This window comes from Pontibacterium granulatum (genome assembly GCF_029961155.1).
Lineage (GTDB): Bacteria > Pseudomonadota > Gammaproteobacteria > Pseudomonadales > Balneatricaceae > Pontibacterium > Pontibacterium granulatum.
This window is the reverse complement of sequence record NZ_JASBRH010000018.1, coordinates 55,941-79,365: the sequence shown is the minus strand read 5'-3', so window position 1 is coordinate 79,365 and position 23,425 is coordinate 55,941. Positions and strand designations below refer to the sequence as shown.

20 protein-coding genes are annotated in these 23,425 nt (G+C 52.8%); 4 read left to right on the top strand and 16 right to left on the bottom strand.

Annotated elements, in window-relative coordinates; all coding sequences use genetic code 11:
- Together QKW35_RS15665 and mmsA are read left to right on the top strand one after the other, a co-directional pair.
- Positions 1-663: TRAP transporter large permease subunit (locus QKW35_RS15665; protein WP_282354548.1), on the top strand; the 663-nt coding region annotated here is incomplete at its 5' end.
- A gap of 489 nt (positions 664-1,152) precedes the next feature.
- On the top strand, positions 1,153-2,685 hold the full coding sequence (gene mmsA, locus QKW35_RS15660; RefSeq protein WP_282354547.1) for a CoA-acylating methylmalonate-semialdehyde dehydrogenase: 1,533 nt from the start codon (positions 1,153-1,155) through the stop codon (positions 2,683-2,685).
- A 387-nt stretch (positions 2,686-3,072) separates the two neighbouring features.
- On the opposite strand, the gene QKW35_RS15655 is transcribed toward mmsA, so the two are convergent.
- From QKW35_RS15655 to QKW35_RS15610, 10 genes are all read right to left on the bottom strand, one after another.
- Positions 3,073-3,489: a Crp/Fnr family transcriptional regulator gene (locus QKW35_RS15655; RefSeq protein ID WP_282354546.1), complete on the bottom strand. Its 417-nt coding sequence runs from the start codon at positions 3,487-3,489 to the stop codon at positions 3,073-3,075.
- A 384-nt stretch (positions 3,490-3,873) separates the two neighbouring features.
- Positions 3,874-4,731 (bottom strand): D-amino acid aminotransferase, encoded by an 858-nt coding sequence (locus tag QKW35_RS15650; RefSeq protein WP_282354545.1) that lies wholly within the window; start codon positions 4,729-4,731, stop codon positions 3,874-3,876.
- Positions 4,732-4,842: 111 nt separating this feature from the next.
- The gene (locus QKW35_RS15645) at positions 4,843-5,718 is read right to left on the bottom strand and encodes a DUF4392 domain-containing protein (protein WP_282354552.1); all 876 of its coding nucleotides are present in this window, start codon (positions 5,716-5,718) and stop codon (positions 4,843-4,845) included.
- Positions 5,719-5,746: 28 nt separating this feature from the next.
- The gene (locus QKW35_RS15640) at positions 5,747-6,700 is read right to left on the bottom strand and encodes a 5-oxoprolinase subunit C family protein (RefSeq protein WP_282354543.1); all 954 of its coding nucleotides are present in this window, start codon (positions 6,698-6,700) and stop codon (positions 5,747-5,749) included.
- Positions 6,690-7,376 (bottom strand): 5-oxoprolinase subunit PxpB, encoded by a 687-nt coding sequence (gene pxpB, locus QKW35_RS15635; RefSeq protein WP_282354541.1) that lies wholly within the window; start codon positions 7,374-7,376, stop codon positions 6,690-6,692. The genes QKW35_RS15640 and pxpB overlap by 11 nt, the downstream gene beginning before the upstream one ends.
- Positions 7,373-8,107 (bottom strand): 5-oxoprolinase subunit PxpA, encoded by a 735-nt coding sequence (locus QKW35_RS15630; protein WP_282354540.1) that lies wholly within the window; start codon positions 8,105-8,107, stop codon positions 7,373-7,375. The genes pxpB and QKW35_RS15630 overlap by 4 nt, the downstream gene beginning before the upstream one ends.
- Positions 8,108-8,230: 123 nt before the next feature.
- On the bottom strand, positions 8,231-9,016 hold the full coding sequence (locus QKW35_RS15625; RefSeq protein WP_282354551.1) for a putative hydro-lyase: 786 nt from the start codon (positions 9,014-9,016) through the stop codon (positions 8,231-8,233).
- Between the two features lie 20 nt (positions 9,017-9,036).
- A complete protein-coding gene (alr, locus tag QKW35_RS15620) occupies positions 9,037-10,173 on the bottom strand; it encodes an alanine racemase (protein WP_282354539.1) in 1,137 nt (378 codons plus the stop codon).
- A 398-nt stretch (positions 10,174-10,571) separates the two neighbouring features.
- Positions 10,572-11,684: a molybdenum cofactor guanylyltransferase MobA gene (mobA, locus tag QKW35_RS15615; RefSeq protein ID WP_282354538.1), complete on the bottom strand. Its 1,113-nt coding sequence runs from the start codon at positions 11,682-11,684 to the stop codon at positions 10,572-10,574.
- Positions 11,685-11,917: 233 nt separating this feature from the next.
- Positions 11,918-12,853, bottom strand: a complete 936-nt coding sequence (locus QKW35_RS15610) for a LysR family transcriptional regulator (RefSeq protein WP_282354537.1) — start codon at positions 12,851-12,853, stop codon at positions 11,918-11,920.
- A gap of 299 nt (positions 12,854-13,152) precedes the next feature.
- Here QKW35_RS15610 and QKW35_RS15605 point away from each other — a divergent pair, with 299 nt between their 5' ends.
- Positions 13,153-13,773 (top strand): hypothetical protein, encoded by a 621-nt coding sequence (locus tag QKW35_RS15605; protein WP_282354536.1) that lies wholly within the window; start codon positions 13,153-13,155, stop codon positions 13,771-13,773.
- 112 nt (positions 13,774-13,885) lie between these two features.
- On the opposite strand, the gene QKW35_RS15600 is transcribed toward QKW35_RS15605, so the two are convergent.
- From QKW35_RS15600 to gbdR, 4 genes are all read right to left on the bottom strand, one after another.
- Entirely contained in the window at positions 13,886-15,184 is a 1,299-nt protein-coding gene (locus tag QKW35_RS15600) for a TRAP transporter large permease (RefSeq protein WP_282354535.1), read from the bottom strand.
- On the bottom strand, positions 15,184-15,717 hold the full coding sequence (locus QKW35_RS15595; protein ID WP_282354534.1) for a TRAP transporter small permease: 534 nt from the start codon (positions 15,715-15,717) through the stop codon (positions 15,184-15,186). The genes QKW35_RS15600 and QKW35_RS15595 overlap by 1 nt, the downstream gene beginning before the upstream one ends.
- Positions 15,718-15,783: 66 nt before the next feature.
- A complete protein-coding gene (dctP, locus tag QKW35_RS15590) occupies positions 15,784-16,791 on the bottom strand; it encodes a TRAP transporter substrate-binding protein DctP (protein ID WP_282354533.1) in 1,008 nt (335 codons plus the stop codon).
- Between the two features lie 424 nt (positions 16,792-17,215).
- Complete coding sequence (gbdR, locus tag QKW35_RS15585) at positions 17,216-18,337, bottom strand: choline metabolism transcriptional regulator GbdR (RefSeq protein ID WP_282354531.1); 1,122 nt, start codon at positions 18,335-18,337, stop codon at positions 17,216-17,218.
- A gap of 629 nt (positions 18,338-18,966) precedes the next feature.
- Here gbdR and fdhA point away from each other — a divergent pair.
- Positions 18,967-20,166, top strand: a complete 1,200-nt coding sequence (gene fdhA, locus QKW35_RS15580) for a formaldehyde dehydrogenase, glutathione-independent (RefSeq protein ID WP_282354528.1) — start codon at positions 18,967-18,969, stop codon at positions 20,164-20,166.
- Positions 20,167-20,396: 230 nt separating this feature from the next.
- Here fdhA and QKW35_RS15575 read toward each other — a convergent pair whose 3' ends face one another.
- Both QKW35_RS15575 and QKW35_RS15570 read right to left on the bottom strand, forming a co-directional pair.
- On the bottom strand, positions 20,397-22,601 hold the full coding sequence (locus QKW35_RS15575) for a putative bifunctional diguanylate cyclase/phosphodiesterase (RefSeq protein ID WP_282354527.1): 2,205 nt from the start codon (positions 22,599-22,601) through the stop codon (positions 20,397-20,399).
- A 231-nt stretch (positions 22,602-22,832) separates the two neighbouring features.
- Complete coding sequence (locus QKW35_RS15570) at positions 22,833-23,315, bottom strand: MarR family winged helix-turn-helix transcriptional regulator (protein WP_282354526.1); 483 nt, start codon at positions 23,313-23,315, stop codon at positions 22,833-22,835.
- Between the last annotated feature and the right edge of the window lie 110 nt (positions 23,316-23,425).

Sequence of the window (23,425 nt, the reverse complement as noted above, 5' to 3'; positions counted from 1 at the left end):
GTGGTGAAGACCGGTTACAACGCGGCATTCGCCCTGCTGATGCCCCTGATCATTCTGGGTGCAATCTACAGCGGTATCGCGACACCCACGGAAGCTGCGGCCATCGCGGTGATCTACGCGATCCCGGTGGGCTTGTTTATCTATAAGGGGATGTCGCTACAAAGCCTGGGCGCGGTAACCGTGCGTGCGGTAACCATGACCGGTTCTATCATGGCCGTATTGTTCTTCCTGTTCATCATGAGCCGCGCAATGATCATGGAACAAGTTCCGCGTGACCTGGCGCAGGCACTGTTAACGGTCTCTGACAACACGTATGTGCTGTTGCTACTGATCAACCTGCTGCTGTTGTTGATCGGTATGATCGTGGATGACATCTCCGGCAGTGTATTGGCGGCAATTATCTTCCTGCCAATCATCAACGAGCTGGGCATCGACCCGATCCACTTTGCTGCGGTTGTGGGCGTGAACCTTGGCCTCGGAAACGTATCACCGCCATGTGCGCCGATGCTCTACATGGCGGGCGGGGTAAGTAAGCTGTCTTTGGACCGGTACATTACCCCTACTCTGAAATTCCTCTGCTTCGGCCACCTGCCGATGGTGTTCCTGGTGACCTTCGTCCCAGAGCTGTCGCTGTTCCTGCCGAAACTGCTGATGGGATATTAAACGCAATACCTCCCTGTTTTACCGTTTGTTCGCTTTTAGCATTTGCGACGCCTTGCCCCTGTTCTCAGGGGCTTTTTTATGGTGCTTTCCCCCTGCCTTTGTAGGGCAGGCTTCAGCCTGCCGGCAGCCTAGAGGCTGCCCTACAAAACGTTCTAAATCCCCCGTAATACGTGGCCTCAAGCCTGGAACCACCAATCACTCCAACGTTGGGTCTATAGGTCTAGCCCTTGCCAAATTTATATTGGTCACATGAGCTAACGGAGAGGTTCTGTTAGTGCTCTGTAGAAACAACACACTGCGATCCAGTTCTTGTTTCTTACCGGTGTAATTAGGTGGCATCGGTGCTGAAGGTGAATCAAACCCGACGCTGCATTTCTCAGGGCCCGATATCTGATAAATGTTGCGTCACGTACGAGCCGCACCTTCAGCCAGAGCACTAACACAACCTCTTCGGTGGAATTGACCAATCAGAAAAACGGGAAAAGATTCATGACGACCCCATACATCAAAATAAAAAACCACATCAACGGCTCCTGGGTAGATGAGAGCAACGGCCAGTACGAGCCGCTGCGTAATCCATCCACGGGCGCGGTGATCGGGGAAGTACCGCTGTCTTCACCAGAAACCTCTCGTGCAGCAGTCGCTGCAGCTGCAGAAGCATTCCCGACATGGAGCGCAACCCCACTGCCTAAGCGTATGGACTACATCTTCAAGATGTACACAGCGATGGCAGAAAACAAAGAGATGCTGGCGGAATCCATCGCCATCGACCAGGCAAAACACATCGCTGAAGCGCGCGGTGAAGTGGGTCGTGTCATGGAGATCCTGCAGATGGCTTGCTCCATCCCATCTCTGATCCAGGGTGAAACGGTTCAGGGTATTGCCAACAACATCAATGGCCGCCTGATCAAAGCGCCACTGGGTGTATTCTGTGGTGTGGCGCCGTTCAACTTCCCTGCCTTGGTATTCGGTTGGTTTATCCCATTCGCAATCGGCACCGGCAACACCTTCGTGTACAAGCCCTCCACTGAATCTCCGCTGTTCATGCAGAAGATGATGCAGTTGATGCAGGACACCGGTCTGCCAGACGGCGTAGTAAATATCGTGCACGGCGACCGTGAAACTGTAGAAGCATGGTACGACGACGAAAACGTAGCAGGCGTATGTCTGGTAGGTTCCACGCCAACTGCAAAAGCGATCGCTGAAGGCTGTGGCCGCAACGGTAAGAAGACCATGCTGCTGGGTGGTGCCAAGAACTTCGCGGCAGTGATGGAAGATGCACCGATGGACCTGACCATCGAGAACATCCTGATGTCCGGTTACGGCTCTGCCGGCCAGCGCTGCCTGGCGGTATCTAACATCGCGGTAGTTTCCGAGATCTACGACGAATTCGTTGAACGTCTGCTTGAAGCATCCAAGAACGTAACTGTCGGCAATGCAATGAACCCAGACGTATTCATGGGCCCGGTGATCTCCGCCAAGGCCAAGGAGCGGATCGAAAACTACATCGAAATCGGCCAGAACGAAGGCGCCACCCTGGCTCTGGACGGTCGCAACCCAGACGTTGCTGACGCCGACAAAGACGGTTATTACGTTGGCCCAACCGTGTTCACAGACGTAACCCCATGTATGCAGATCGCTCGCGAAGAGATCTTCGGCCCTGTTCTGAGTGTCATGAAAGTGGGCTGCATCAACGGCGCCCTGCGTGCAATCAAAAACCATGACATGGGCAACGGTGCGGTAATCTTCACCCAGAACGCCTTCTACACCGAAAAGTTCATCAACGAAGCGGACGTTGGTATGGTCGGCGTGAACGTAGGCATCTGTGCACCGCACCCTTACCTGCCGTTCGGCGGTATCAAGGGCTCTCTGGTGGGTAACAACAAGGTTCAGGGCAAAGACGCAATCGACTTCTTCACCCAGAACAAGGTTGCCACTGTACGTGTGGTTGATCCAAAAGCGGGCCAGCCTGCGGATGCGAAGCCTGCGGACAACTCTGTACGCAGCTGCGTAGCGAGCTAAAGGTTGTGGGTATCGGCGCAGCTATAGGGTAGAGTTCACGCTACCGGCAGCCTAATCACCTTCGATGACGACGAGGCTACCCTACAAACCGCACTTGGCTCGCGCCGCAATAAAAAGGGGACTGAATCTGATTCGGTCCCCTTTTTCGTGTGCCCTGCAGCAGCCCTATCCGAGGGCGACATCAAACAAAGGAATGGCAGTCGATCGCGGTGACCTCCTCCCCAGCCGAACTACAAACACTATCGCCAAGCAGTTTGCCGACTTTAAGCAACGAGAAAGAGCATATTGTGTAGACAAGTATGAGATATAGATTTGGAGAAGTGGCAGGTATTGGGCTTCACTGCGTGAAGGCCAACCTACGTCGTGATGCAGATATCGAGCGCTAGATCACTTGTACTCGGTGCACATCGTGTCGAGATCTGCGATTTCGCGGCTCATTTCGCGGGTGACGTTAATCATCAGGATTTTGAACTCTTCCGGAAACTTCTCGCAGAAGCGATGAAACAACTCTGCCGGGATCTCCAGCAGATAACCTTCATCCTCCATAACCTGGTTCCCGTGGCGTTTCTGCAGGCCTATCATGCCCACAAACCCAACCTGTTCACCGGGCCCGTAGTAACGCAGCTTTACCATCTGGCCACAGGCTTCTTTGGCCTTGTGGAAACGGGTACCGCCGCTGAGGACGATGAAGAAGGACTCAGATTTATCATTCAGTGCGTACAGCACATCGCCGGGCATACCGTGGTAGAGATTACCCTCTTCCATCAGGTAGGCAAGGCTGTCGTCGGGGAGCGCCCCAAACATGGCGAGATCACGACAAACTGAAGGAGGAAATAGGCTAACGAGATCTTTGTACGATTGCTTCTGCATCGATACGGTCCGTGGCAAAACGCGCTTCCAATTATAGTCAATTTGACCGTAACACAACGATTAAGTTACGCGCATAGACAGTTGGTCGATGAGACCTTTGGACAGACGAAAAAAGAGGGGCATAAGCCCCTCCATGTGAGTGCGGTTCATCCATAAACCGGTAGAGCGAGCACGCTAGGTTGCTTCTCGAATGACTATATATGCGCAACGCCACCCGAGTTACATCAAAGCGCTGGGTCTTACCATTTGTAAGGTAAGAAGGGACAGGTAACCGCCCGGTAAGGCAATCACCCGAATTCGCTTACGTTGTAAATCGACTTAGTAGTCGTATTTACCAGCAGAGTACAGCGCCTGTGCTTTAACCCACACGTCGCCGATGTTGCCGTCGCCTACAGGCTGGCCGTCCAGTTCTACAACTGGAGCGATCTCTTTACTGGAGCTGGTCAGCCAGATTTCGTCTGCGTTGCGTACTTCATCCATAGTTACAACGCGCTCTTCTACTTTGATAGAGCCGTCTTTGTTCAGGATGTCCAGCAGCATCAGACGAGTAATACCTGGCAGGATCTGGTTGTCCAGCGGCGGAGTGATCACAACGCCGTCTTTTACGATGTATGCGTTACATGCAGAACCTTCAGTCAGTTCGCCGTCAGCGTTGTACAGCAGGATTTCGTTGTTGCCGGACGCATGGCCCTGCTGGAAGTGCATTACGTTACCCAGCAGTGCAGTGGATTTGATGTTACAACGCTTCCAACGCAGGTCTTCGGTGCTGGATACTTTGTAAGCTTTAGCAACTTCTTTGTCTGCAACAGGCGCAGCTGGGATTTCGAATACGAATGCGAAAACGGTCGCTTCGATATCTTCTGGGTACGCGTGGAAACGCTTGCTGTCTGCACCACGGGATACGTGCAGGTAGATGCCCAGGTTACCGCCACCGTTCTTTTCAATCAGGTTTTCACATACTGCACGCCAGTCAGCGTGGGAGTAGTTGAACTTAACGTCGATGAAGCCCAGACCTTCGTTCATGCGGTCGATGTGAGGGCCAAAACCAACCAGTTTGCCATCGTAAGAAGGGATCACCTCGTAGATGCCGTCACCGAACAGGAAGCCACGGTCCATTGGCGAGATCTTCGCTTCGGACATTGGCATATAGGATCCGTTTAGATAAACAATACTCATAACAAACTCCAAACTTGGCAGTCTCTGATCGTGAGTCCCCTCACGCGACCACCTTTTTCAAAAATTAAGTCTCACTCACCCCCTGCTTTCGCAGGGGTGTCTAAATTCAGATCAGGCGAAGCCTGTCAGTTTGCGCAGTTCCAGCAGCATGGACACACCGTCTTCTGCGGGCAGGCTGTCTTCGGTCAGGGTGTTGTCACGGGTTACTCCGTCAACACTGCCGCGCTCGGACAGGTACTGCAGTACTTCCAGGTTGTCGAAGTCAGCCAGCAGGTCCTGACCGTTCAACCAACCCATCAGAGCAACCAGCGCATGGCCGCCCCAGTTGGATACGTCAGCTACAACCAGCTCAGAACAGCGGGTTACAGCGGGTGTGATGTCCAGGCTACGCAGGGCCGGACGTACGTTACCCATACCGATCTCGTTGCCGCCGTCGCCGATTGCAATGGACGGGCAGCCCGCTTCCTGCATGATCTCATCGAAGCTTGCCGCGTTCGAGGTAATGGATTCGCCGCGCATGTTGTAGTAACCGGCATCTTCTGCCTGCCCTGGACGCTCGATAGAGATCACCAGCTGCGGGTTGTACCGGGCCAGAATTTCGTCAGCAGCCTGCAGACGTTCTTCACGGCTCAGTTCACCTACCGGCAGTTTGTGGATGCGGTAGTCAGATTCCATTGCGCTAGCCAACGGATCGCCACACACCATGATTGGGGTCGCACCGCACGCTTCAAACGCTTTGTACAGGGAGATCGCACCCACTGGGCCATCGGTCTCAAAGGTGCCCGCTACCGGAAAGCCGGTACCGATCAGTACGTTGCCTTTGCACTGCTGCATCATCATCGCTGCACGCAGGCAGTAACCTGGCAGCATCATGCCCTGCACTGTTTTCATGCCACGGAGGTTACGAGATACCAACAGTTCTTCAATCGACAGGCTGAGTTTCATAGCTTCTTGCAGCTGAGCCTGCGGGGTAATTTCCTGTTTCATATTCACGAACGATCTCCAGTTATTGTTCTTAGCACGCTTCTGGCTCGGTCACCGACGTACGGTGCTTGGCCAGCAAGTGCAGGTTATGGGCGTCATCAATGGTGATCGCCTCAAACGTAATGGTTGCCCCTGGGGTCAGCTGACACAGTTTGGCTGTATCCAGAGACAGTACTGAACCCAGTTTTGGGTAACCACCGATGGTCTGGCGGTCGTTCAGCAGGATAATTGGCTGGCCATCGGCCGGAACCTGGATCGCACCATGACAGATACCCTCAGACAGGATGCCATCGATAGCAGGCTTGATCTCAGGACCATTCAGGCGGTAACCCATACGGTCACTGCGGTCCGTAGTCGTGTATTCGCTGTTGAAGAAACGTGCGATCTGCAGGTCGCTGAATGCCTGCTTCTGATAACCCAGAATCACACGCAGGTGCGCTTCCGTACCGTAAGTCGGACGGTGTTTATCCGCCAGCGCCAAACAGCCTTTTGCAGAGGTCGCTGCACAAGCCAGAAAATCGTTCGGCTCCAGCTTGCCGCCGTTCAGACCACCGATCGATTCGCGGCTTACGGTTGCAGCACTGCCAAAGCTGTGCGGGATATCAAAGCCCCCGGCAACGGCCAAATAGGCGCGACAACCTTGGGTTGCGTACCCCAGCTCAATCACGTCGCCCGCGTTGACCGGGTGACTGCGCCACAGCTCTTTTTCCTGACCGTTGATGGACAGAGGAATCTCGGCACCGGTGACTGCCAGACGCGTTGTAGTCTGGGCTTCCAGCGTAAGACCGCCGAAGCTCACTTCCAGTGCGGTAGCACGTTCATCGTTGCCACACAGGCGGTTGGCCCAACCAAATGCTTCGGCGTCCAGCGGACCACCGCAGGTCAGACCGATGCCGTGCTGGCCAAAACGGCCTGCATCCTGAATCAGTGTCATCAGGCCTGGCTGGCGTACCAGGAAGCCTTCAGTGTTCGCGTTATGCGTCATCTAAGGTACCTCCCAGTGAGAAGAAATCGTCGCGACTGATCGATTCGAAACGTACACGATCACCCACCTGTACCGGCATGGTTGGCTGTGCATCGGGATCGAACATCCGCTGCGGGCAGCGGCCAATCAGGTTCCAACCGCCCGGAGATACTGCCGGGTAGATTGCGGTCTGACGATCAGCAATACCCACAGCGCCACGCGGCACACGCTGACGCGGCGTAGACAGACGTGGCGCAGCGATGCGCTCATCTACATCCCCCAAGTATGCAAAGCCCGGCGCGAAACCAATTGCGTATACGCGGTACTCACCCGCCGTATGAATCTGGATCACCTCTTCGGTGGTCAGACCTGCATTGCGTGCCAACTGCTCCAGATCAGCACCCGCTTCAGTGCCGTAGAACACCGGCAGCGTTACGATGCGACCTTCTTCGGATGCTTCGTCAGACAGTTCATTCATCACCTTGCGGATTCCGGCACGGATATGAAGGTGATCGCAACGGAACATATCGAAAATCAGCAGAACGGATGCATAGGATGGCACCAGATCAACCAGGCAGTCACCCAACTCCTGCTTCAGGAGACGCGCTGCCTGCTCTACGCGGTTTGCCGTACCCGGCTCGCCGTGTTCGCCCAAATAGAGGATCAGGGCATTTTCGCCTGCAACCTCAATTCTCATGCTTCGATCACTCCACGGATCGCTTCGATAGCACGCACACCCTCTTCGTTGTCGCCGTGAACACACAGAGTGTCCGCTTCGATTCTAAGGATGTTGCCACTAACGGTGGTCAATGTACCTTCACGACACAGCTGCTCAACCTGAGCCAGCATTTTCTCGCGGTTGTGCACCGCGCCCGGCTTGGATCGTGCCAGCAGTTTGCCATCATCGTCGTAGCAACGGTCAGCAAACGCCTCAAACAGAACTTCGATGCCAACAGCTTTTGCTTCTTCACGGTGCAGTTCGCACTGTGGAGTTGCCTGCAGCATCAACGCGATTGGACGGTGGAATTCAGCAACAGACTGCATAACGGCCGCGCGCACTTCGTCTTTTGCCATCATGTCGTTATACAGAGCACCGTGAGGTTTTACGTAGCTCAATTCCAGACCCTGAGTGCGGGCCATACCGTCCAATGCGGAGATTTGGTAGTGCATCAGGGCAACGATTTCAGCAGGCTGACAGTTCATAGAACGACGACCAAAGCCAACCAGATCTGCGTAGCCCGGGTGGGCACCTACCATCACATTGTTTTCTTTTGCCAGCGCGAGGGTGCGCTGCATAACCAGTGGATCACCGGCGTGGAAGCCACAAGCGATATTCGCCTGATCGATGTGGGGCATCACGGCTGCGTCCAGACCCATAGTCCAGGCGCCATAGCTTTCGCCGAGATCGCAGTTCAGCTTGATTGTCATTGTTATGTTCCTATCTCACCTGCTTCAGCGTTGCGCGACTGAAGCCACTCACTCTGGACACCTCACCCCGTAAACTACGGTTGTTGGGTGTCCTTTATATAAATTCTGCTCTGACCGGCCTGATCAGAGGATTGCCAAACGGCTGTTTGGCAGGTCGGTCACCAGCATGTGACCTGGGCTGTGGGTAATACAGAACGGCGGTTTTGCCTGTTCCAGTGCAACCTGCGGGGTTACACCACATGCCCAAAATACAGGTACTTCACCTTCTTTGATGGTTACCGCATCGCCGTAGTCCGGCGAGTTGATGTCTGCGATACCAATCTGTGCAGGATCACCGAAGTGGATTGGCGCACCGTGAACAGCCGGAAAGCGGCTGCATATCTGGATCGCACGGATCGCATCAACTGGCTTCATCGGACGCATGGATACAACGGTATCACCGCTGAAACGGCCCGCTGGCTTACACGCGATGTTGGTGCGGTACATCGGAACGTTCACACCTTCGGTTACGTTACGAACGTCCAGACCATCGGCGATCAACGCTTCCTCAAAAGAGAAAGAGCAGCCCAGCGCAAAAGTCACCAGATCGTCGCGCCAATATTCGGTGATGTTGTCTACTTCTTCAGTGAACTCACCGTTCTTGAAAATACGGTACTTAGGCACGTCGGTACGGATATCCAGATCTTCACCCAACGCCAGAATACCCGTGTCGCCCGGCTGAGCAGACATACCCACCAGCGGGCACGGCTTCTGGTTCAGCTGACAGAACTGCAGGAATTCATTCGCCCAGTCAGCCGGCAGGATCGCCAGGTTGCACTGCACGAAACCCTGCGCCACACCGGAGGTGTTACCGGTAAACAAGCCCGCGCGGATCGCACGACGCAGTTCTACCGGTGGCAATTCGTTCATAGAAACCATCTTCAAACTCCTTATTTGAAACGATCGTTGCGTACGGATACTTTCTCACCGCCACGCTTGTACACACGTGGTACACGGTCAGAGATGGAGCAAACGATCTCGTAGTTGATGGTATTAAGGTCCTGTGCTGCGGCGTCAACGGTCAGGTTATCGTTCAGCAGATCAACCTGATCACCCACCTGCACACTCTCGTCGACACGCACCATGGTCTGATCCATGCAAACGCGGCCAACGATTGGGTACTGCTTACCGTTAATTTCAACGGGACGGTCCTGGTGGTAACGCAGCCAGCCATCGGCGTAACCGATCGGCATGACACCTACCAGCATTTCCTCTTCTACTTCGTACGTTGCGCCGTAACCCACTTTGTCGCCTGGGTAGAGACGCTTAACCTGGGTAATGCGGCTGTGCAGAGAGAACGCCTGCTTCAGTTCACAAGGCAGTTCAAATTCATCGCTTGGCGCCAGACCATACATAGAGATACCCAGACGACCTCCGTTCGTAGCCGGCTGCTGCGGGTGACGCAGCAACGCTGCACTGTTGGACTGGTGCACGTATTTAAAACGGGTCAGATCTGTACCGTCGGTGATTTCCGCGACTTTGTTCAGCTGGTTCTGGTAGTGCTCTACACTGCCATCCGCTGTCGCAAAGTGGGTGAACAAACCAATCAGGTTCAGATTCGCTTCCGCATCCAGCATGGCGCACGCTTTGTTGAAGCTCTCAGCATTAGTTACACCGATGCGATGCATGCCACTGTCAATTTTCAGGTGTACGTTAGCAGGCACGCCGCTGTAACCGGCCGCCGCTTCGATCCACTGCAGATCGTGTGCAGTGATATCGATGTTCTGTTCTGCAGCAACTGCGATGTCCTGCGGGCGGATCGCGCCCATTACCAATACAGGTACATCTTTAATCTCGCGACGCAGATTCAGCGCCTCGTCGAGAAAAGCCACTGCCAGCATATTTGCACCGGCATCCAGTGCTGCACGTGCTACTTCAACGTCGCCATGACCGTAAGCATTCGCTTTAACAACCGCATACAGGTTTTCATAACCTGAGTGCTGTTTAATATTGCTAACGTTTTCAGCGATGCGATCCAGGTCTACTTCGACCCACGTGTCGCGGAAAAAAGCGTCATGGTATGACATGTAACAAACCTCTCTAGCAGCAAATGATGCGCGAACCGAACATTGTACTGACGACCAACATACAAACCAGAAAAAATGCTGCGTTTTACCGTTCGATTTCAGGATATATTTTTGTTAAAAAACATAAATCAGAACAAAATCCCGAAATAACAATTTCATTCAGGGAACGCTCAAAACACACAGCACATCACCCCAGAATTTTCTGCGGAATTGCGTCTGAATACGCACTATAAAAAAGCTATGGGATGCCCACTAAGGACCAGTGGGGAAAACGTCGTAGGACCAATCTTTCACTGATTGTCGTTAACGGGCAATTTCTATACTAAACATACCGCGGAATGGGACAAAACACCCCCTTTCCGCTCCGTTCCTTTAGACAGCCGTTAGGCGGGAAACACTCATCCGAGTGTTTGTTTCTTCATGTAATCCAATACGAACTGCAGGATCTCCTGCTCGTTATTGATATCGAGTTGCGGCAGGCCTGGTGCCGGAGTGATCGGTTCATCTGACGCGATCGCAATAAAGCTGTCGTCGTCCGGATGGATCAGCTCTTTTTCCAGCGCAGTGCGATGCAGTTCAATCTTCGGAAACGGCTCACGTTTGAATCCTTCAATCAGCACCAAGTCGAGGCTGGAATGATCCAGACGGCTCAGCATTCGTGCCAGCGATGGATAATCGCCCTGATCTTCTTCGACCATTAACGCCCAACGTACGTGGGATGCTACCAGCATCTGATCAGCTCCCGCCTTACGCAGTTCGTAGCTGTCTTTTCCCGGCTTATCAACATCGAAGTTATGGTGGGCATGCTTGATAACCCCTACGCGAACGCCCTGCTCTTTTAATAGTGGAATCAATTTTCGCAGCAAAGTGGTTTTACCTGTACCACTCCAGGCGACAAAACCGAGCAACGCTGGCATCTGCTGCAACTCTGCCAGATCATCACGGCTGTTTACGTTTACGAAGGCATCAGGCTTATCGGAGAAATCCACGGTAATCATTACATGCTGCGCAAACCAGCGTTCGACCTTACGCTCACCGCTTTTAAGCGCAGCCTGCAGGCTTGGCAGCAAGTCACGACGCATCAGCGCCACCACCGACTGCAGGCGGTTACCGTCATGCGCCACGGCTATTTCCGCACCCGCTCGCTCGGCCAGGTTCAGCATCCGCTCCACCAGATCATCCGGCAGATGCGGCGTATCACAGGGTACAAACAGCACCCAGTCGGTTGCAGCATGGTGCAGACCGGTTGCCATGCCCATCAGCGGCCCCTGAAAGTCACCTTCCAGGTCACTGACAATGGGTAAACCGAAACTGCCGTAGGCATCCATGCTGCGGTTGGCGTTAATCAGGCAGCGGCCAACCTGCGGCTTGATCCTATCCAATACATGACCAATCAGGGGTTTGCCATTGAGCTTCACCCAACCCTTGTCCTGCCCACCCATACGGCGCGCCATGCCACCTGCCAGTACAACGGCACTGACCTTCTCGGCATTCTGATTCAATTCGGACATCGGGCGTACTCCTGCTCAGCCGGGCTTAAGAAGCGGATTAAGGTACCTGACCCTCACCGCAAGGAAAAGTGTTGATACTGTAAATATAACGTGAGTTCAGAAATTGCCATATTTACCTGAAGAATCAGTGTATTAACGACAATATAGAAGGTTAGTGCCAATTCAGTTCAATGGATGGGTACTGATGAGATCAATGACCGTTACTACGATGGGTGATTAACACTTCAATCTTATTAAGTCTTTCCGAGGGCCTCTTCTATTTCACGCTCCCAATACGGCTCTTCTCGATCAAAATACTCAGCCAAGAAGTCGATAAACGCCCTCACCCGCAAAGGCAGATAACGGTTTTTCGGATACACCACATACGCATTAAACTCCCGCCACTTATAGTCCTCCAGTAACATCACCAGCTCACCGGAACAGATCCCCTTATAGGTAATAAAGGTCGGTTGGTTGATGATGCCGCAGCCCGCAACTGCCATGTCTTTCAAAAACGCTCCGTTATTCGCGTTGATAAGCGCGGTGGGATCAACTGATCCGCTCTTGCCTGACGGGTCGGTGAATTTCCATTGGGTGTCGCTTGCCTCGCTGTAGCGCAGACAATCCAGTGCAAGCAGGTCCCGTGGTGTTTTAGGCAGTTCTCGGGTGCGAAAATAGTCTGGACTTGCGACCACCGCGTGACGAATGCGGGTCAGTAGCTTTGCAACAAGACTACTATCGGCGAGATCAGCGATCCGCAGCGCCAGATCATAGCCACCATGTACTAGGTCTATCCGGCTGTCCGAAAAGTTGATGTCCACTCTTACTTCGGGGTGCCGATGGATAAATTCGCGAATCGCCGGGTTCAGATGCATCAACCCAAAGGTCAACGGTGACGCTATACGGATCCGTCCCTGAAGCTCACCTTTTGTGCCCGACGCGGCAGACTCGGCGATATCGATTGCCGACAAGATCTCCTTCACCTTATCCAGATAGTCTTGCCCCGAATCGGTCAAGTGCAGGCGCCTGGTAGTTCGTGCGAGCAGCTGAACACCAAGGCGGGCTTCAAGATCAGACAGCCGCTTACTCACGACCGATTTCGTATGCCCGAGCTGATCAGCAGCGGCAGAAATCGAACCCGCTTCAACGATCCGAACGAAGGTTTCCATCTCTAATATTTTGTCAGCCATCGAACCACCACTGTTCTATATTCACGAACAATATATTCGATACATCCCTGTTTTTCATCCAATTAACGGACAGTATTCTAAATACAACCCTTCATAAGGTTGGCAAAAAACAGGAGGAACCGGTCATGAAGAAATTACTCAGTCTCGCTTTGGTAAGCGTATCGTTATTGTTGCCCGCACACAGTTATGCAGATGAACAAAATACCGCAGGTATCTTAGAACTTGCCTACAGTGATGGCAGAGCTGTCACAACCGGAGTGGAAGCCGTTAATAAAGTCTTGCGCACTGTTGGGGTCCGGGTGAGCACACTGCCTCTACCGGAAGAAGCAAAACCCATTCTGGAGGCATCAAAGTCCAGAGCAATTACGCAGGAAGAAGCGGATCAACTGCTCTCCCACTTCTCCCTTCATCGCGGACAACTGCTGGAGGAGATAGATAAGGCGGGCCGAAAACCGGAAGCACACCGGGGCGGCTATCTTTCGACATCCGAGATCGGCATAGCACCGTATCCGAAGGTATATGACATGCGCGCCATGTCTCCAGAGGTTAAGGCCTTTCTGCAGAAGAAATTCGGATTGCTTCACGTAAACAGTGCCGACAACGGTGTCGGCATCGATGAAGTAATGACAATCGTATCCGGCGGTCCATGGACCTGGTTCTTCGCACTGCCAGATAATGTTGTCGGCAAGTTGACGCTGGGACACGTAGGACTGGAACGCAAAGCCTGGCGCATCAGCTATCCGGGCCTGGGACCACACGGTGGTTACCTGGATGCGGAATATGGACTCGTTGTGGCCTATGCCCATGGTCCAAAGAACTTCGTTATGCGCTATGAAGAACCCAGCGTAGAAGGTGCCGAGCTATTGAAAACGAACCCATGGATCGATTTATCCGGTGAAACACCCAAGCTGCTCGACTAATGCGCCAGCAAGATAAAGTATCCTGAGTAGGATCACACAAGCAGGTATCCACTGTAGGTTGGGGCATCCCTGTCCCAACTTATGGTCTGGAAAATTGGCGTGATTTAAAGCCTCACATCAATCCCAGCATTCTTGGGATAAACAGGGACAGCTCCGGTACAAAGCTGGTTACCGCCATCACCGGCAGACCCACAAATACCATCAACTTGACCGCAGGCATCACCGCCTCATGGATGCCCACCCTGCCTATCCGGCACGCCATATAAAGTATCGGAGCCACAGGCGGACTGTTTGCGCCGATGACCACAGAACATGCCACGATCGATGCATAATGGATCGGATCGACACCACTTGCGACCATCAACGGCATAAATAATGGCGCCACCACCACGGTCACCGATACGTCATCCATGATCATGCCAGTCACAATCAGAAAGACGTTTACGGCGATAAGGATCATCACCGGATCTTTTACCAGCTCAGTAATGGTTTCCGTCAGATCTTGCGGGATACGTTCCGATGCCAGGATTCGGCCGATCATAAAGCTAAACAATAAGATCAGGATCACGGTGCCGGTGGTTTCGGCAGCAGCAATCACGCTGCCCGCCAGACGCCGGACAGTCAGGTTCCGGTAGATAAAGAAACCGATCACTATCGCCATGAAGGCCGCTATCGCCGCAGCTTCCGTTGGGGTACATACACCGCCGTAGATTCCACCCAGGATGATCACCGGCAACGACAATGCAGGTAAAGCCCGCACGGCTGCAGTGCCTTTTGACGGCAGATCTTCCAAACCATCTTTTGCACCAGCGGAGACCTCCTCAAACAGGCGCCCCACGTTAAAGCGGTTCATCAGAATCAGGCCGACAATCAATAGCAACGCAGGACCGATCGACGCTGCAAAACACGCTGCCACCGACTGACGCGTTACCACCGCGAACAGAATCATGGTGATCGACGGCGGAATCAGAATCCCTAACAATGAGGAGATGCCCAGCAACGCTGAGGAGTAACCGCGCGGGTAACCACGCTTCTCCAGAGGATCGATCATGATGGTTCCGATCGACGCTACCGCCGCAGTCGCGGTACCGGCAATCGCACCAAAGATACCGGAGGCCAGCACCATGGACGCCCCCATACCACCTTTACGCTTACCGACCAATACTTCAATGAAGTCGACCAGACGGTGAGCGATCCCCCCGCTCTGCATCAGGTAACCGGTCAGGACAAAGAGTGGCAAGGCGATCAGGATGACCGAATCGATCGAACGGTAGCCCTGCAACATCAGGGTGTTGAAGTTAGCATCGTAGGCAAAGCTCAGATACGCCAACACCCCGGCAAATGACCAGGCAACCGGCACACCCACGATCATCAGGAACAAAAGAATGCCAACAGCGATTAATCCTTCCATCAGAGAATCTCCTCACTAGGATCGTGTGGTTCTTCCGACAGCGGATAGATCCCAATCACACACTGAACAAAATCACGCAGGGAATAGAATGCGCAGCCGATCGCCGCAAACATAATTGCGCTTTGCGGCAGCCACAGAGGAATGGACAACCCCGGCGTTTGTTGTGGCCGACGCAAGCCCCACTTCAACATCCGATAGGAGAGATACACAAAGAAACCGGTAATCAGCAGCGTCACCAGCGATAAAAATCCCTGATGGATTCGACGGATCTGCTGGTCGCGAATATTGGTCTGCACAAAGTCGACCACCAGGTGCTCACGCTTACGACTGGCGACCAGCGCACCAACCATGTAGAGCCACATACCAAAAACCATAATCACTTCCAGCAGGCCGACAATCGACCAACCAAAAACGTAACGCGCGAGAACAAGAAACAACATCAGTCCTACCAGCATGAGGCTGCTTATCAACGCAACCACATCCAGACACCAACCGACCTTCTTATCCAGCGCTGTAAAGAAACGCACCATCATAAGCACCTTCGGAAAGACAAGAACGGCGGCACGCTGTCGCGGACCGCCGTTTGGGTTGGACCAGGATTAAAGCTTGGTAGCGTTGTTACGGATGTTGTTCATGATCTCGGAGCCAATCTCGTCATCCATCAGTGGCCACACTTTCTCACGTGCTGCGCGGGCAAACTCTTTAATCTGCTCGTCGGACAGCTCAACGTACTTCATCCCCGCGTCCTGTGCTTTCTTAACGTACAGCTCATCGGCAGATTTAGCGGCTTTAAACTGCGCCAACATCACTTCTTTTGCCGCGTCCGCCACAACCTTCTGATGCTCTTCGGACAGGTCTTCATAAGATTCAGCGTTCATGCTCAGTACGCCGGTCATGAAGAAGTGCTTGCTGCGTACGTAGTAGTCCAGCTGGTCGCGGAAGTACTCGTAGTCCCAGTAGATAACGTTACCCGCTTCGCCATCAACGACGCCGGTCTGCAGTGCGGTGTACACTTCGCCCCAGTCGATCGCAGCGGTCTGGTAGCCCAGTGCCTGCATAGTCTGCGGTGCCGGAAACACAGTCATGGTACGTACTTTCAGCCCATCTGCTTCAGCGATGTTGGTCGCGTACTTGCCGCGGGTCGCTACACCGTTGAAGCCTTCAGGCCAAGGACCGAAAAACTTCAGACCCAGATCGGAATAGATACCCCCCAGCATGTTGTTTACCCAACCACCCGGACTATAGGCCTTTAGCGCTTCATCCCAGGACAGCGTCATGTACGGGGTGTAGATCACACCGATGCGCTTGTCGTAGGAGGTCATCGGCCAGTTCAGCATCACATCGACGTCACCAGCCACGTGCAGATCGAAGACTTCGTTCTGACTGCCCAGTTCGTTCTGATAGAACACCTTCACGTCGATCTCGCCGTTAGAACGGGTTTCGATCAGCTCGGCCCAGCGTTCCAGTGTATCGCCGGCTGGTGATCCTTTTGCACCGGAGTCGGTTGCCATTTTCAGCGTTGCGGCCTGTACTGAAGATGCCATCAGAACCCCGGCTGTCACCAGTCCAGCCATAAATGAGCGAAGTGTCGTTTTAGTCTTAACCATGGTATTTCCTGTCGTTTTTTTTATGTTGTTGGTCAGTGGCACCATAGATACTCAGCCTGATTGCCCCGGTCAAACCACCCCAATCACAGGAAATAAACCCATATTAAATTCACTAATGTAGTATTTATTTCTTTAATAGAAAACAAAACCAGAGCTTTAATTCACGTAATTTTAAAAGGGTATTTACTTTAGCTAACCCTAAACTTGACGCGATTTCGCAAATGAATACTCAATGTGTCGTTTCTGAAAACGGAAGAGAACAGCCCCAACAGCGGAGCCTCAGTGATGAAAATAAGAGCAAGAATCAGGTGCAAAACAACCTGGGGGAAGAAATGAGGAAACAGAAGTAAAAAAATCGCACCAAGCGTAACCCAATGCGATTTTTCGTCATAAGCAGGCGAATCAGCCCACCTGTATTGCGGCGTCAGACTGCAATGGAACCGAAGCTTGGCTCTACTTTCGCACTGCTCAGCGCACTTGCTGAGCGCGCCATGCTCATCAGACCAGAGTCCTGAAGTGGCTCACGAATAGTGCTTTGCGATATACCATCAGCTGCCCACGCGATCTTACGCTCATCCCTCGGCGAGATGCCGATGTGTTTACGGTAGCAACGACTGAAATGCGGCGTTGAGATAAATCCGCACGCCCCGGCAATTTCAACAATCGACATGCTCGACTGCTTCAGCAACTGACGCGCCCGGTCCAGTCGCAAGCGCAGGTAGTAACGTGACGGTGAGCAACTCAGGTATTTCAGGAACATACGCTCCAACTGACGTCGCGACACATTTACAAACTGTGCCAGCTCATCCAGCCCGATCGGCTCTTCCAGGTTACTCTCCATCAACTCGATCACTTCCACCAGCTTCGGCTTCGACTCACCACTATTATGCAGCTGGCGCAGCGGTACACGCTGCTGATCAAACTCACTACGAATACGGTCGCAAATGAACATGTCCGATACCGCATTTGAAAGTTTCGGACTGTGCTCTTTGGATATCATATGCAACATCATATCCATCGGCGCATTGCCGCCCGAGGAGGTCATGCGATTGCGATCCACCGTGAACAGGCGGCTGTTGCAACGTACTTTTGGAAAACGCTCCTGCAACGCAGCCATACATTCCCAGTGCGCGCTGCAGTCGTATCCATCAAGCAACCCGGCAGTTGCCAGTGCATAAGCACCCGTACATATCGCACCAATCTTGATGTTGCGACGCGACATCAGTTGCAGCCAGCTCACCTGCTTGGGCGTAAAACTGCGCGTGATATCAACTCCACCTGCCACAATCACCAGATCCAGATCGATCACGTCTTGAAAGGAAAAATCCGGTTTAAAAGTCAGACCATCGCTGGCAGACACATCGGAACCTGTTTCCGAAACCATATGCCAACTGTATAACTCCTCACCCGAGAGTTGATTCGCCATCCTGAGCGGCTCAACAGCCGATGCCAGTGCGATCATTGTGAAGTTATCCAGCAGAAGAAAACCGACACGGGTAACCTTCTTCTCCCCAGAAACCGGGGTGCGATTCATAGCAATTGTCATTGGGTATGCCCTCTGTGCGTATGTGCTGGGCAAGGCGTGAAATGATTGCTTAACGCCCGCTACGCTTTTTTTATTATGTAGGACTAATATGGGACAGCCCGGGAACGAATAGCCCCCACCACCATCAGGCCTGGCGCATAAGATCTGCTTGGTACGTCTAAGGTACTTAGGCTCATACAGTTCATCGCGTCAGAACTTATATTATTGATTTCAATCAATTAGCATCAATCAAAAAGCGACACTTACACCCCTCCAGTTACCCGTATGCGACATTCCATTCAAATAGCGACTTGATCACGGTCAATTTAGGCAAGTGGTGCCCAGCCATTGATCTGCCCCAAAACGGCGCGTGGTTTCACGATATTCACGCCTTCCGGCTTGCTTAAAAAATGCCACCACTTGTCACTTTACGACTGTGACAACCAACCGGTCATTAAACGCTCGTCGCTGATTGCAAAGTCACTTGTCGCTATCGGTCAACTGCACCTATTTTGCGCAAATCGTGTCGCCCTTGATCAACTTTGGCGCGGTTCGGGACAGCCGCGGATACGGCCCGTTGGATAGAGTGGAAAGCCACGCTCCTGATGGGAAGCGTGTACTCGAAGAAAACAATAATAGGAGTAGTTACTATGTGCAGTATTCACGGCAACCGAGGTGTCGTCTATAAAGGACCGGGCGAAGTCGCAGTAGAAAAAATCGCCTTTCCTGAACTGTCTCTGGGCAAGCGTAAGTGCAATCACGGCGTTATCCTCCGTGTGCTGACTACCAACATCTGTGGCTCCGACCAGCACATGGTGCGCGGCCGCACCACAGCTCCATCCGGCCTGGTACTGGGCCATGAGATCACCGGCCAGATCATCGAATGCGGTAGCGATGTAGAGTTCCTGAAAGAAGGTGACATCGTTTCCGTACCGTTCAACATCGCATGTGGCCGCTGCCGCAACTGCAAAGAAGGCAACACCGGCATCTGTCTGAACGTAAACCCTGCCCGTCCTGGCGCCGCATACGGCTACGTGGATATGGGTGGCTGGGTTGGCGGCCAGGCTGAGTACGTAATGGTACCGTACGCTGACTTCAACCTGCTGAAGTTCCCGGATTCCGATCAGGCAATGGAGAAGATCCGTGACCTGACTCTGCTGTCCGATATCTTCCCAACCGGTTTCCACGGCTGTGTAACTGCAGGCGTAGGCCCGGGTTCCACCGTGTACATCGCAGGTGCTGGCCCTGTCGGTCTGGCGGCTGCTGTATCCGCACAGCTGCTGGGTGCGGCGTGCGTGATCGTTGGCGACATGATCGAAGAGCGTCTGGAACAGGCACGTAGCTTCGGTTGTGAAACCATCGACCTGCGTCAAGACGGCGACATGGAAGATAAACTGGAACAGATCCTGGGTGAGCGTGAAGTTGATGCATTCGTAGACTGCGTAGGCTTCGAAGCACATGCATGTGGCTGTAACCACGGTATTGAAGCTCCAGCAACCGTACTGAACTCTGCGATGTCTATCACCCGCGCAGGCGGCCAGATCGGCATTCCAGGCCTGTACGTGACTGAAGATCCAGGCGCGGTTGATGATGCAGCGAAACAGGGCTCTCTGAGCATGCGCTTTGGTCTGGGCTGGGCGAAATCCCACTCCTTCCACACCGGTCAGTGTCCGGTGATGAAGTACCACCGCCCACTGATGCAGGCGATCCTGTTCGATAAGGCTAAAATTGCAGACGCGGTTAACGTTCAGATGATATCTCTTGATGAGGCGCCTGAAGGTTACGCAGACTTTGATGGCGGTGCAGCGAAGAAATTCGTTATCGACCCACACGGCAGTGTAGCGGCTTAAGTCGACTACTCAATAGATGCAGGGGCTTAAGCCACTGCTACCGCGCCACTGCGTATGCTGACTCTGCGCAGTGGCGTACACTCTCTATAACCACCACATAAAAAACAGCTTAAGCTGCTACTCAAAACAGTGAAAACCACCCGCCTCGCAGCCCAAGCACAATACCCATGCCTGCTACGCTATTTATCGTCGGTTATCAAAACAGGTTAACAATGATCTGAGGATTCAGATCACCTTAGCTGCGAAGGGAAATACTCAGCAATGTATTCCAGCAACTCTTCAACACTGACAGCCGGAGAGTAAAAATAACCCTGTACACACTCACAGCCAAGCTGCTCGACCAGGGCTAACTGACCTTCAGTCTCAACCCCCTCTGCAACCGAATGCATACCAAGGTTTTTCGCCATCTCCAGAATGGTTTTCACCAGCACATAGTCCCCTTCGTCTTCAGTAATATCGTTCACAAAGGAACGATCCACTTTCAGCACATCAAACGGGAAATTCTTCAGGTAGGCCAGCGAGGAGTAACCGGTACCGAAATCATCCAGAGACAACTTGAACCCAGCCTCCTTAAGCTGACTGAGCTGCCTCTGAGCCAATACCGGATCTTTCATCATCAGGCTTTCTGTCAGCTCGATTGAGATCAGATCTGGCGACACACCCGCTTGCTTGGCGAGATCTGGTAGTACGTCATATTCGTCCGCCAGTTCCACAAACTCCTGCGGGGAGCGGTTAATCGAAACTCCGATCGGTTGGTTCAGATGCGTGTTGATCCGCGCAAGGTCGTTGATCGCTATTTCGGCGATCTGGCACCCCAGCAGCTGAATCAGCCCGGAATGCTCGGCAATTTCGATAAATTCATCAGGCCGTACAGGCCCCAACACCTCATCAGTCCAGCGTGCCAAGGCCTCGACGCGCACCATCCGCCCTGATACCAGATTGACGATAGGCTGATACTTAACCTCAATCAGCCCTTGCTCAATCGCATCTGCCAAACGCAGACGAACCTCTTGATGACGCTCGGCTGCGACTCTCAGCTCCGGTGTAAAGAAGGCATAGGTTGCACCACCAGAGTTCTTCGCTTCGTACAACGCCTGGTCAGAGCACTTAAACAGCTCATGACTGTCGACCGCATCCTGCGGGAAGATACTAACACCGATAGAGGTATTACAACGCAGGCGCAGTGCTTCAAACTCGAATGCAGGCCTGAACGCATCAAGCAGGTCGCTGATAAGCTGCTCGACGATGTGCATATCGGTAAATTCAGTAAAGATCGCAAACTCATCGCCGCCAAGGCGCGCAATAATGTCGCCTTCCCGCACACAGTCTTTTATGCGTTTGGCAATCATCTGCAACAACACATCGCCGATGCTGTGACCCTGCGTATCGTTGATGCTTTTAAAGTCATCCACGTCCAGCGTGATAAAAGCACCCTGATTTTTACGCACCCGAACCTTGAACAACTCACGGTCAAGCTGCCCGTTAAACTCATATCGGTTCAACATCCCGGTCAGGGCATCATGGGTGGCCTGATAGGCAATAAGCGCCTGAGCCTCTTTCTCCGACGTGATATCGCGATGAATCGCCACGTAACTTTTTACCCGGCCGTGCTCATCGGGAATCCTGCTGATGCAGGTAAACACCGGATAAAGCTCACCCTCTTTATTGCGGTTCCAAAATTCTCCCTGCCAGTAGCCTTTATATGCCAGATCATTCCAGAGTCCTTTGTAGAACAAACGATCCTGCTGGCCCGAGCTCAGAACGCGGGGATCCTGCCCCTCCAGTTCAGACAATGTATAACCAGACATCGCCTCAAGCGAAGCATTGACGTAAACGATCTCGTTATCCGCATTGGTAACGATAATGCCGTCTTTTGAATAGTCATAGACCTGCTGCGCAATCTGAAGCCGGTCATTAGTCGCCTGCAACCCCTGAATCTCATTCTTCAGCATGCGCTCATACTTTATACGCTCTAGCTCGCGCGATGCGCGATTTGCGAACGACATAAAGTAACGGGTGATCGACTCAACTTGATCGCGAGGAATTGGCTTACAGAATAACGCAGAGAGTATACCGATCACTTCGCCCCGCTCATCACTTAGCGTAATGCCGATATATCCTTCGACAGACAGGTCTTTAAGAAACTGATCGGCAGGGTATTGCTCTGCGACGTTATAGAGGATGCAGGATTCTCCACTACAGCGAAGATCCTCACATGGTGTACCTTTCAGATGGTATTTGATGGCGGGATGGAGTGTGCCATTCCCCCAAAGCGACACGGTTTCGGCCGTGCTACTGTCGAGAATACGCGCCACGAAGGTGTAATCAGCATCGATAAGCTGGCTAAGCTTTTTCATCAGCACATTAAAGTAACCCTCGCCACAGAGTTCACTTAGCTCGTCTGCACTGACAACTACGCTCTCATTTATAGACACGCTCTAGTCCTAACTTTCCTAGCACTGGACACAACATCGAGATGCTACAAAACCCATATAGAGCGCATTCAGAACCGCCCCAATGTCCACTTCGGTCACCGGACCGATATTCTGAATACTAAACCCGATCCAGCTTGAATTACCACAAGTTTCTTAAGCCGCATTGAGGCGACTAAAACCCGAAAGTAAAGCATCAGGCACCCCAAATCTCCCTTGAACGGCAAGGCCCATTTATGACTCTTGAGGCCTGTCCAGTTGACCGATATCCAGCAGCGGCGCTGCATCCAAATGCTGCGCGTTCAGCATGTACGAGACACGTTCGAGACTGGCAACCACCATCGACTGCTCCCAAGGCTGCATATCCTCGAAATTGCGGACGAAGATCTCCTGCCGGGTGGCCGGAGCCCCTTTCATCAGCTCTACACCCGACTCAGTTAACGACACCCAAACACGGCGCTTATCTTCCTTGCCACGCTCACGCACAACCAGCTCCTTTTTCTCAAGCCGATCGAGAATACTGGTTACCGTTGCCTGCGTCAGCGCAATCTCTTTTGCAAGCTCGCCCGGTGTTACCTGCCCCAACTCACGCAGCGTTTGCATCACCACTAACTGCGGCAACGTCAGCCCCGTCAGTCGACTGATCTCCTTATCCTGCATATCAGTGGAACGAATAATCTGGCGCATCAGCATCAGCGCTTTCTGACTGTTTTCCATAGTATTTCTAAGCATTCAATCTACGTTGCTCGCTTTATACCGCAAAGGAGAGCCTGGACCAAGCCTATAAAACCCAGCCCGAATAAATTAATTTCGAAATGCGAAGGATA

Excerpts from the sequence above, each read along its gene's own strand:
- QKW35_RS15645 (WP_282354552.1), bottom strand. The coding sequence starts at position 5,718 with ATGAAACAGGAAATTACCCCGCAGGCTCAGCTGCAAGAAGCTATGAAA.
- gbdR (WP_282354531.1), bottom strand. The coding sequence starts at position 18,337 with ATGACAATTGCTATGAATCGCACCCCGGTTTCTGGGGAGAAGAAGGTT.
- QKW35_RS15610 (WP_282354537.1), bottom strand. The coding sequence starts at position 12,853 with ATGGCTGACAAAATATTAGAGATGGAAACCTTCGTTCGGATCGTTGAA.
- pxpB (WP_282354541.1), bottom strand. The coding sequence starts at position 7,376 with ATGAGAATTGAGGTTGCAGGCGAAAATGCCCTGATCCTCTATTTGGGC.
- mobA (WP_282354538.1), bottom strand. The coding sequence starts at position 11,684 with ATGTCCGAATTGAATCAGAATGCCGAGAAGGTCAGTGCCGTTGTACTG.
- alr (WP_282354539.1), bottom strand. The coding sequence starts at position 10,173 with ATGTCATACCATGACGCTTTTTTCCGCGACACGTGGGTCGAAGTAGAC.
- QKW35_RS15595 (WP_282354534.1), bottom strand. The coding sequence starts at position 15,717 with ATGATGGTGCGTTTCTTTACAGCGCTGGATAAGAAGGTCGGTTGGTGT.
- QKW35_RS15600 (WP_282354535.1), bottom strand. The coding sequence starts at position 15,184 with ATGGAAGGATTAATCGCTGTTGGCATTCTTTTGTTCCTGATGATCGTG.
- QKW35_RS15570 (WP_282354526.1), bottom strand. The coding sequence starts at position 23,315 with ATGGAAAACAGTCAGAAAGCGCTGATGCTGATGCGCCAGATTATTCGT.
- QKW35_RS15640 (WP_282354543.1), bottom strand. The coding sequence starts at position 6,700 with ATGACGCATAACGCGAACACTGAAGGCTTCCTGGTACGCCAGCCAGGC.
- mmsA (WP_282354547.1), top strand. The coding sequence starts at position 1,153 with ATGACGACCCCATACATCAAAATAAAAAACCACATCAACGGCTCCTGG.
- dctP (WP_282354533.1), bottom strand. The coding sequence starts at position 16,791 with ATGGTTAAGACTAAAACGACACTTCGCTCATTTATGGCTGGACTGGTG.
- QKW35_RS15650 (WP_282354545.1), bottom strand. The coding sequence starts at position 4,731 with ATGAGTATTGTTTATCTAAACGGATCCTATATGCCAATGTCCGAAGCG.
- QKW35_RS15630 (WP_282354540.1), bottom strand. The coding sequence starts at position 8,107 with ATGACAATCAAGCTGAACTGCGATCTCGGCGAAAGCTATGGCGCCTGG.
- fdhA (WP_282354528.1), top strand. The coding sequence starts at position 18,967 with ATGTGCAGTATTCACGGCAACCGAGGTGTCGTCTATAAAGGACCGGGC.
- QKW35_RS15655 (WP_282354546.1), bottom strand. The coding sequence starts at position 3,489 with ATGTTTGGGGCGCTCCCCGACGACAGCCTTGCCTACCTGATGGAAGAG.
- QKW35_RS15625 (WP_282354551.1), bottom strand. The coding sequence starts at position 9,016 with ATGAACGAATTGCCACCGGTAGAACTGCGTCGTGCGATCCGCGCGGGC.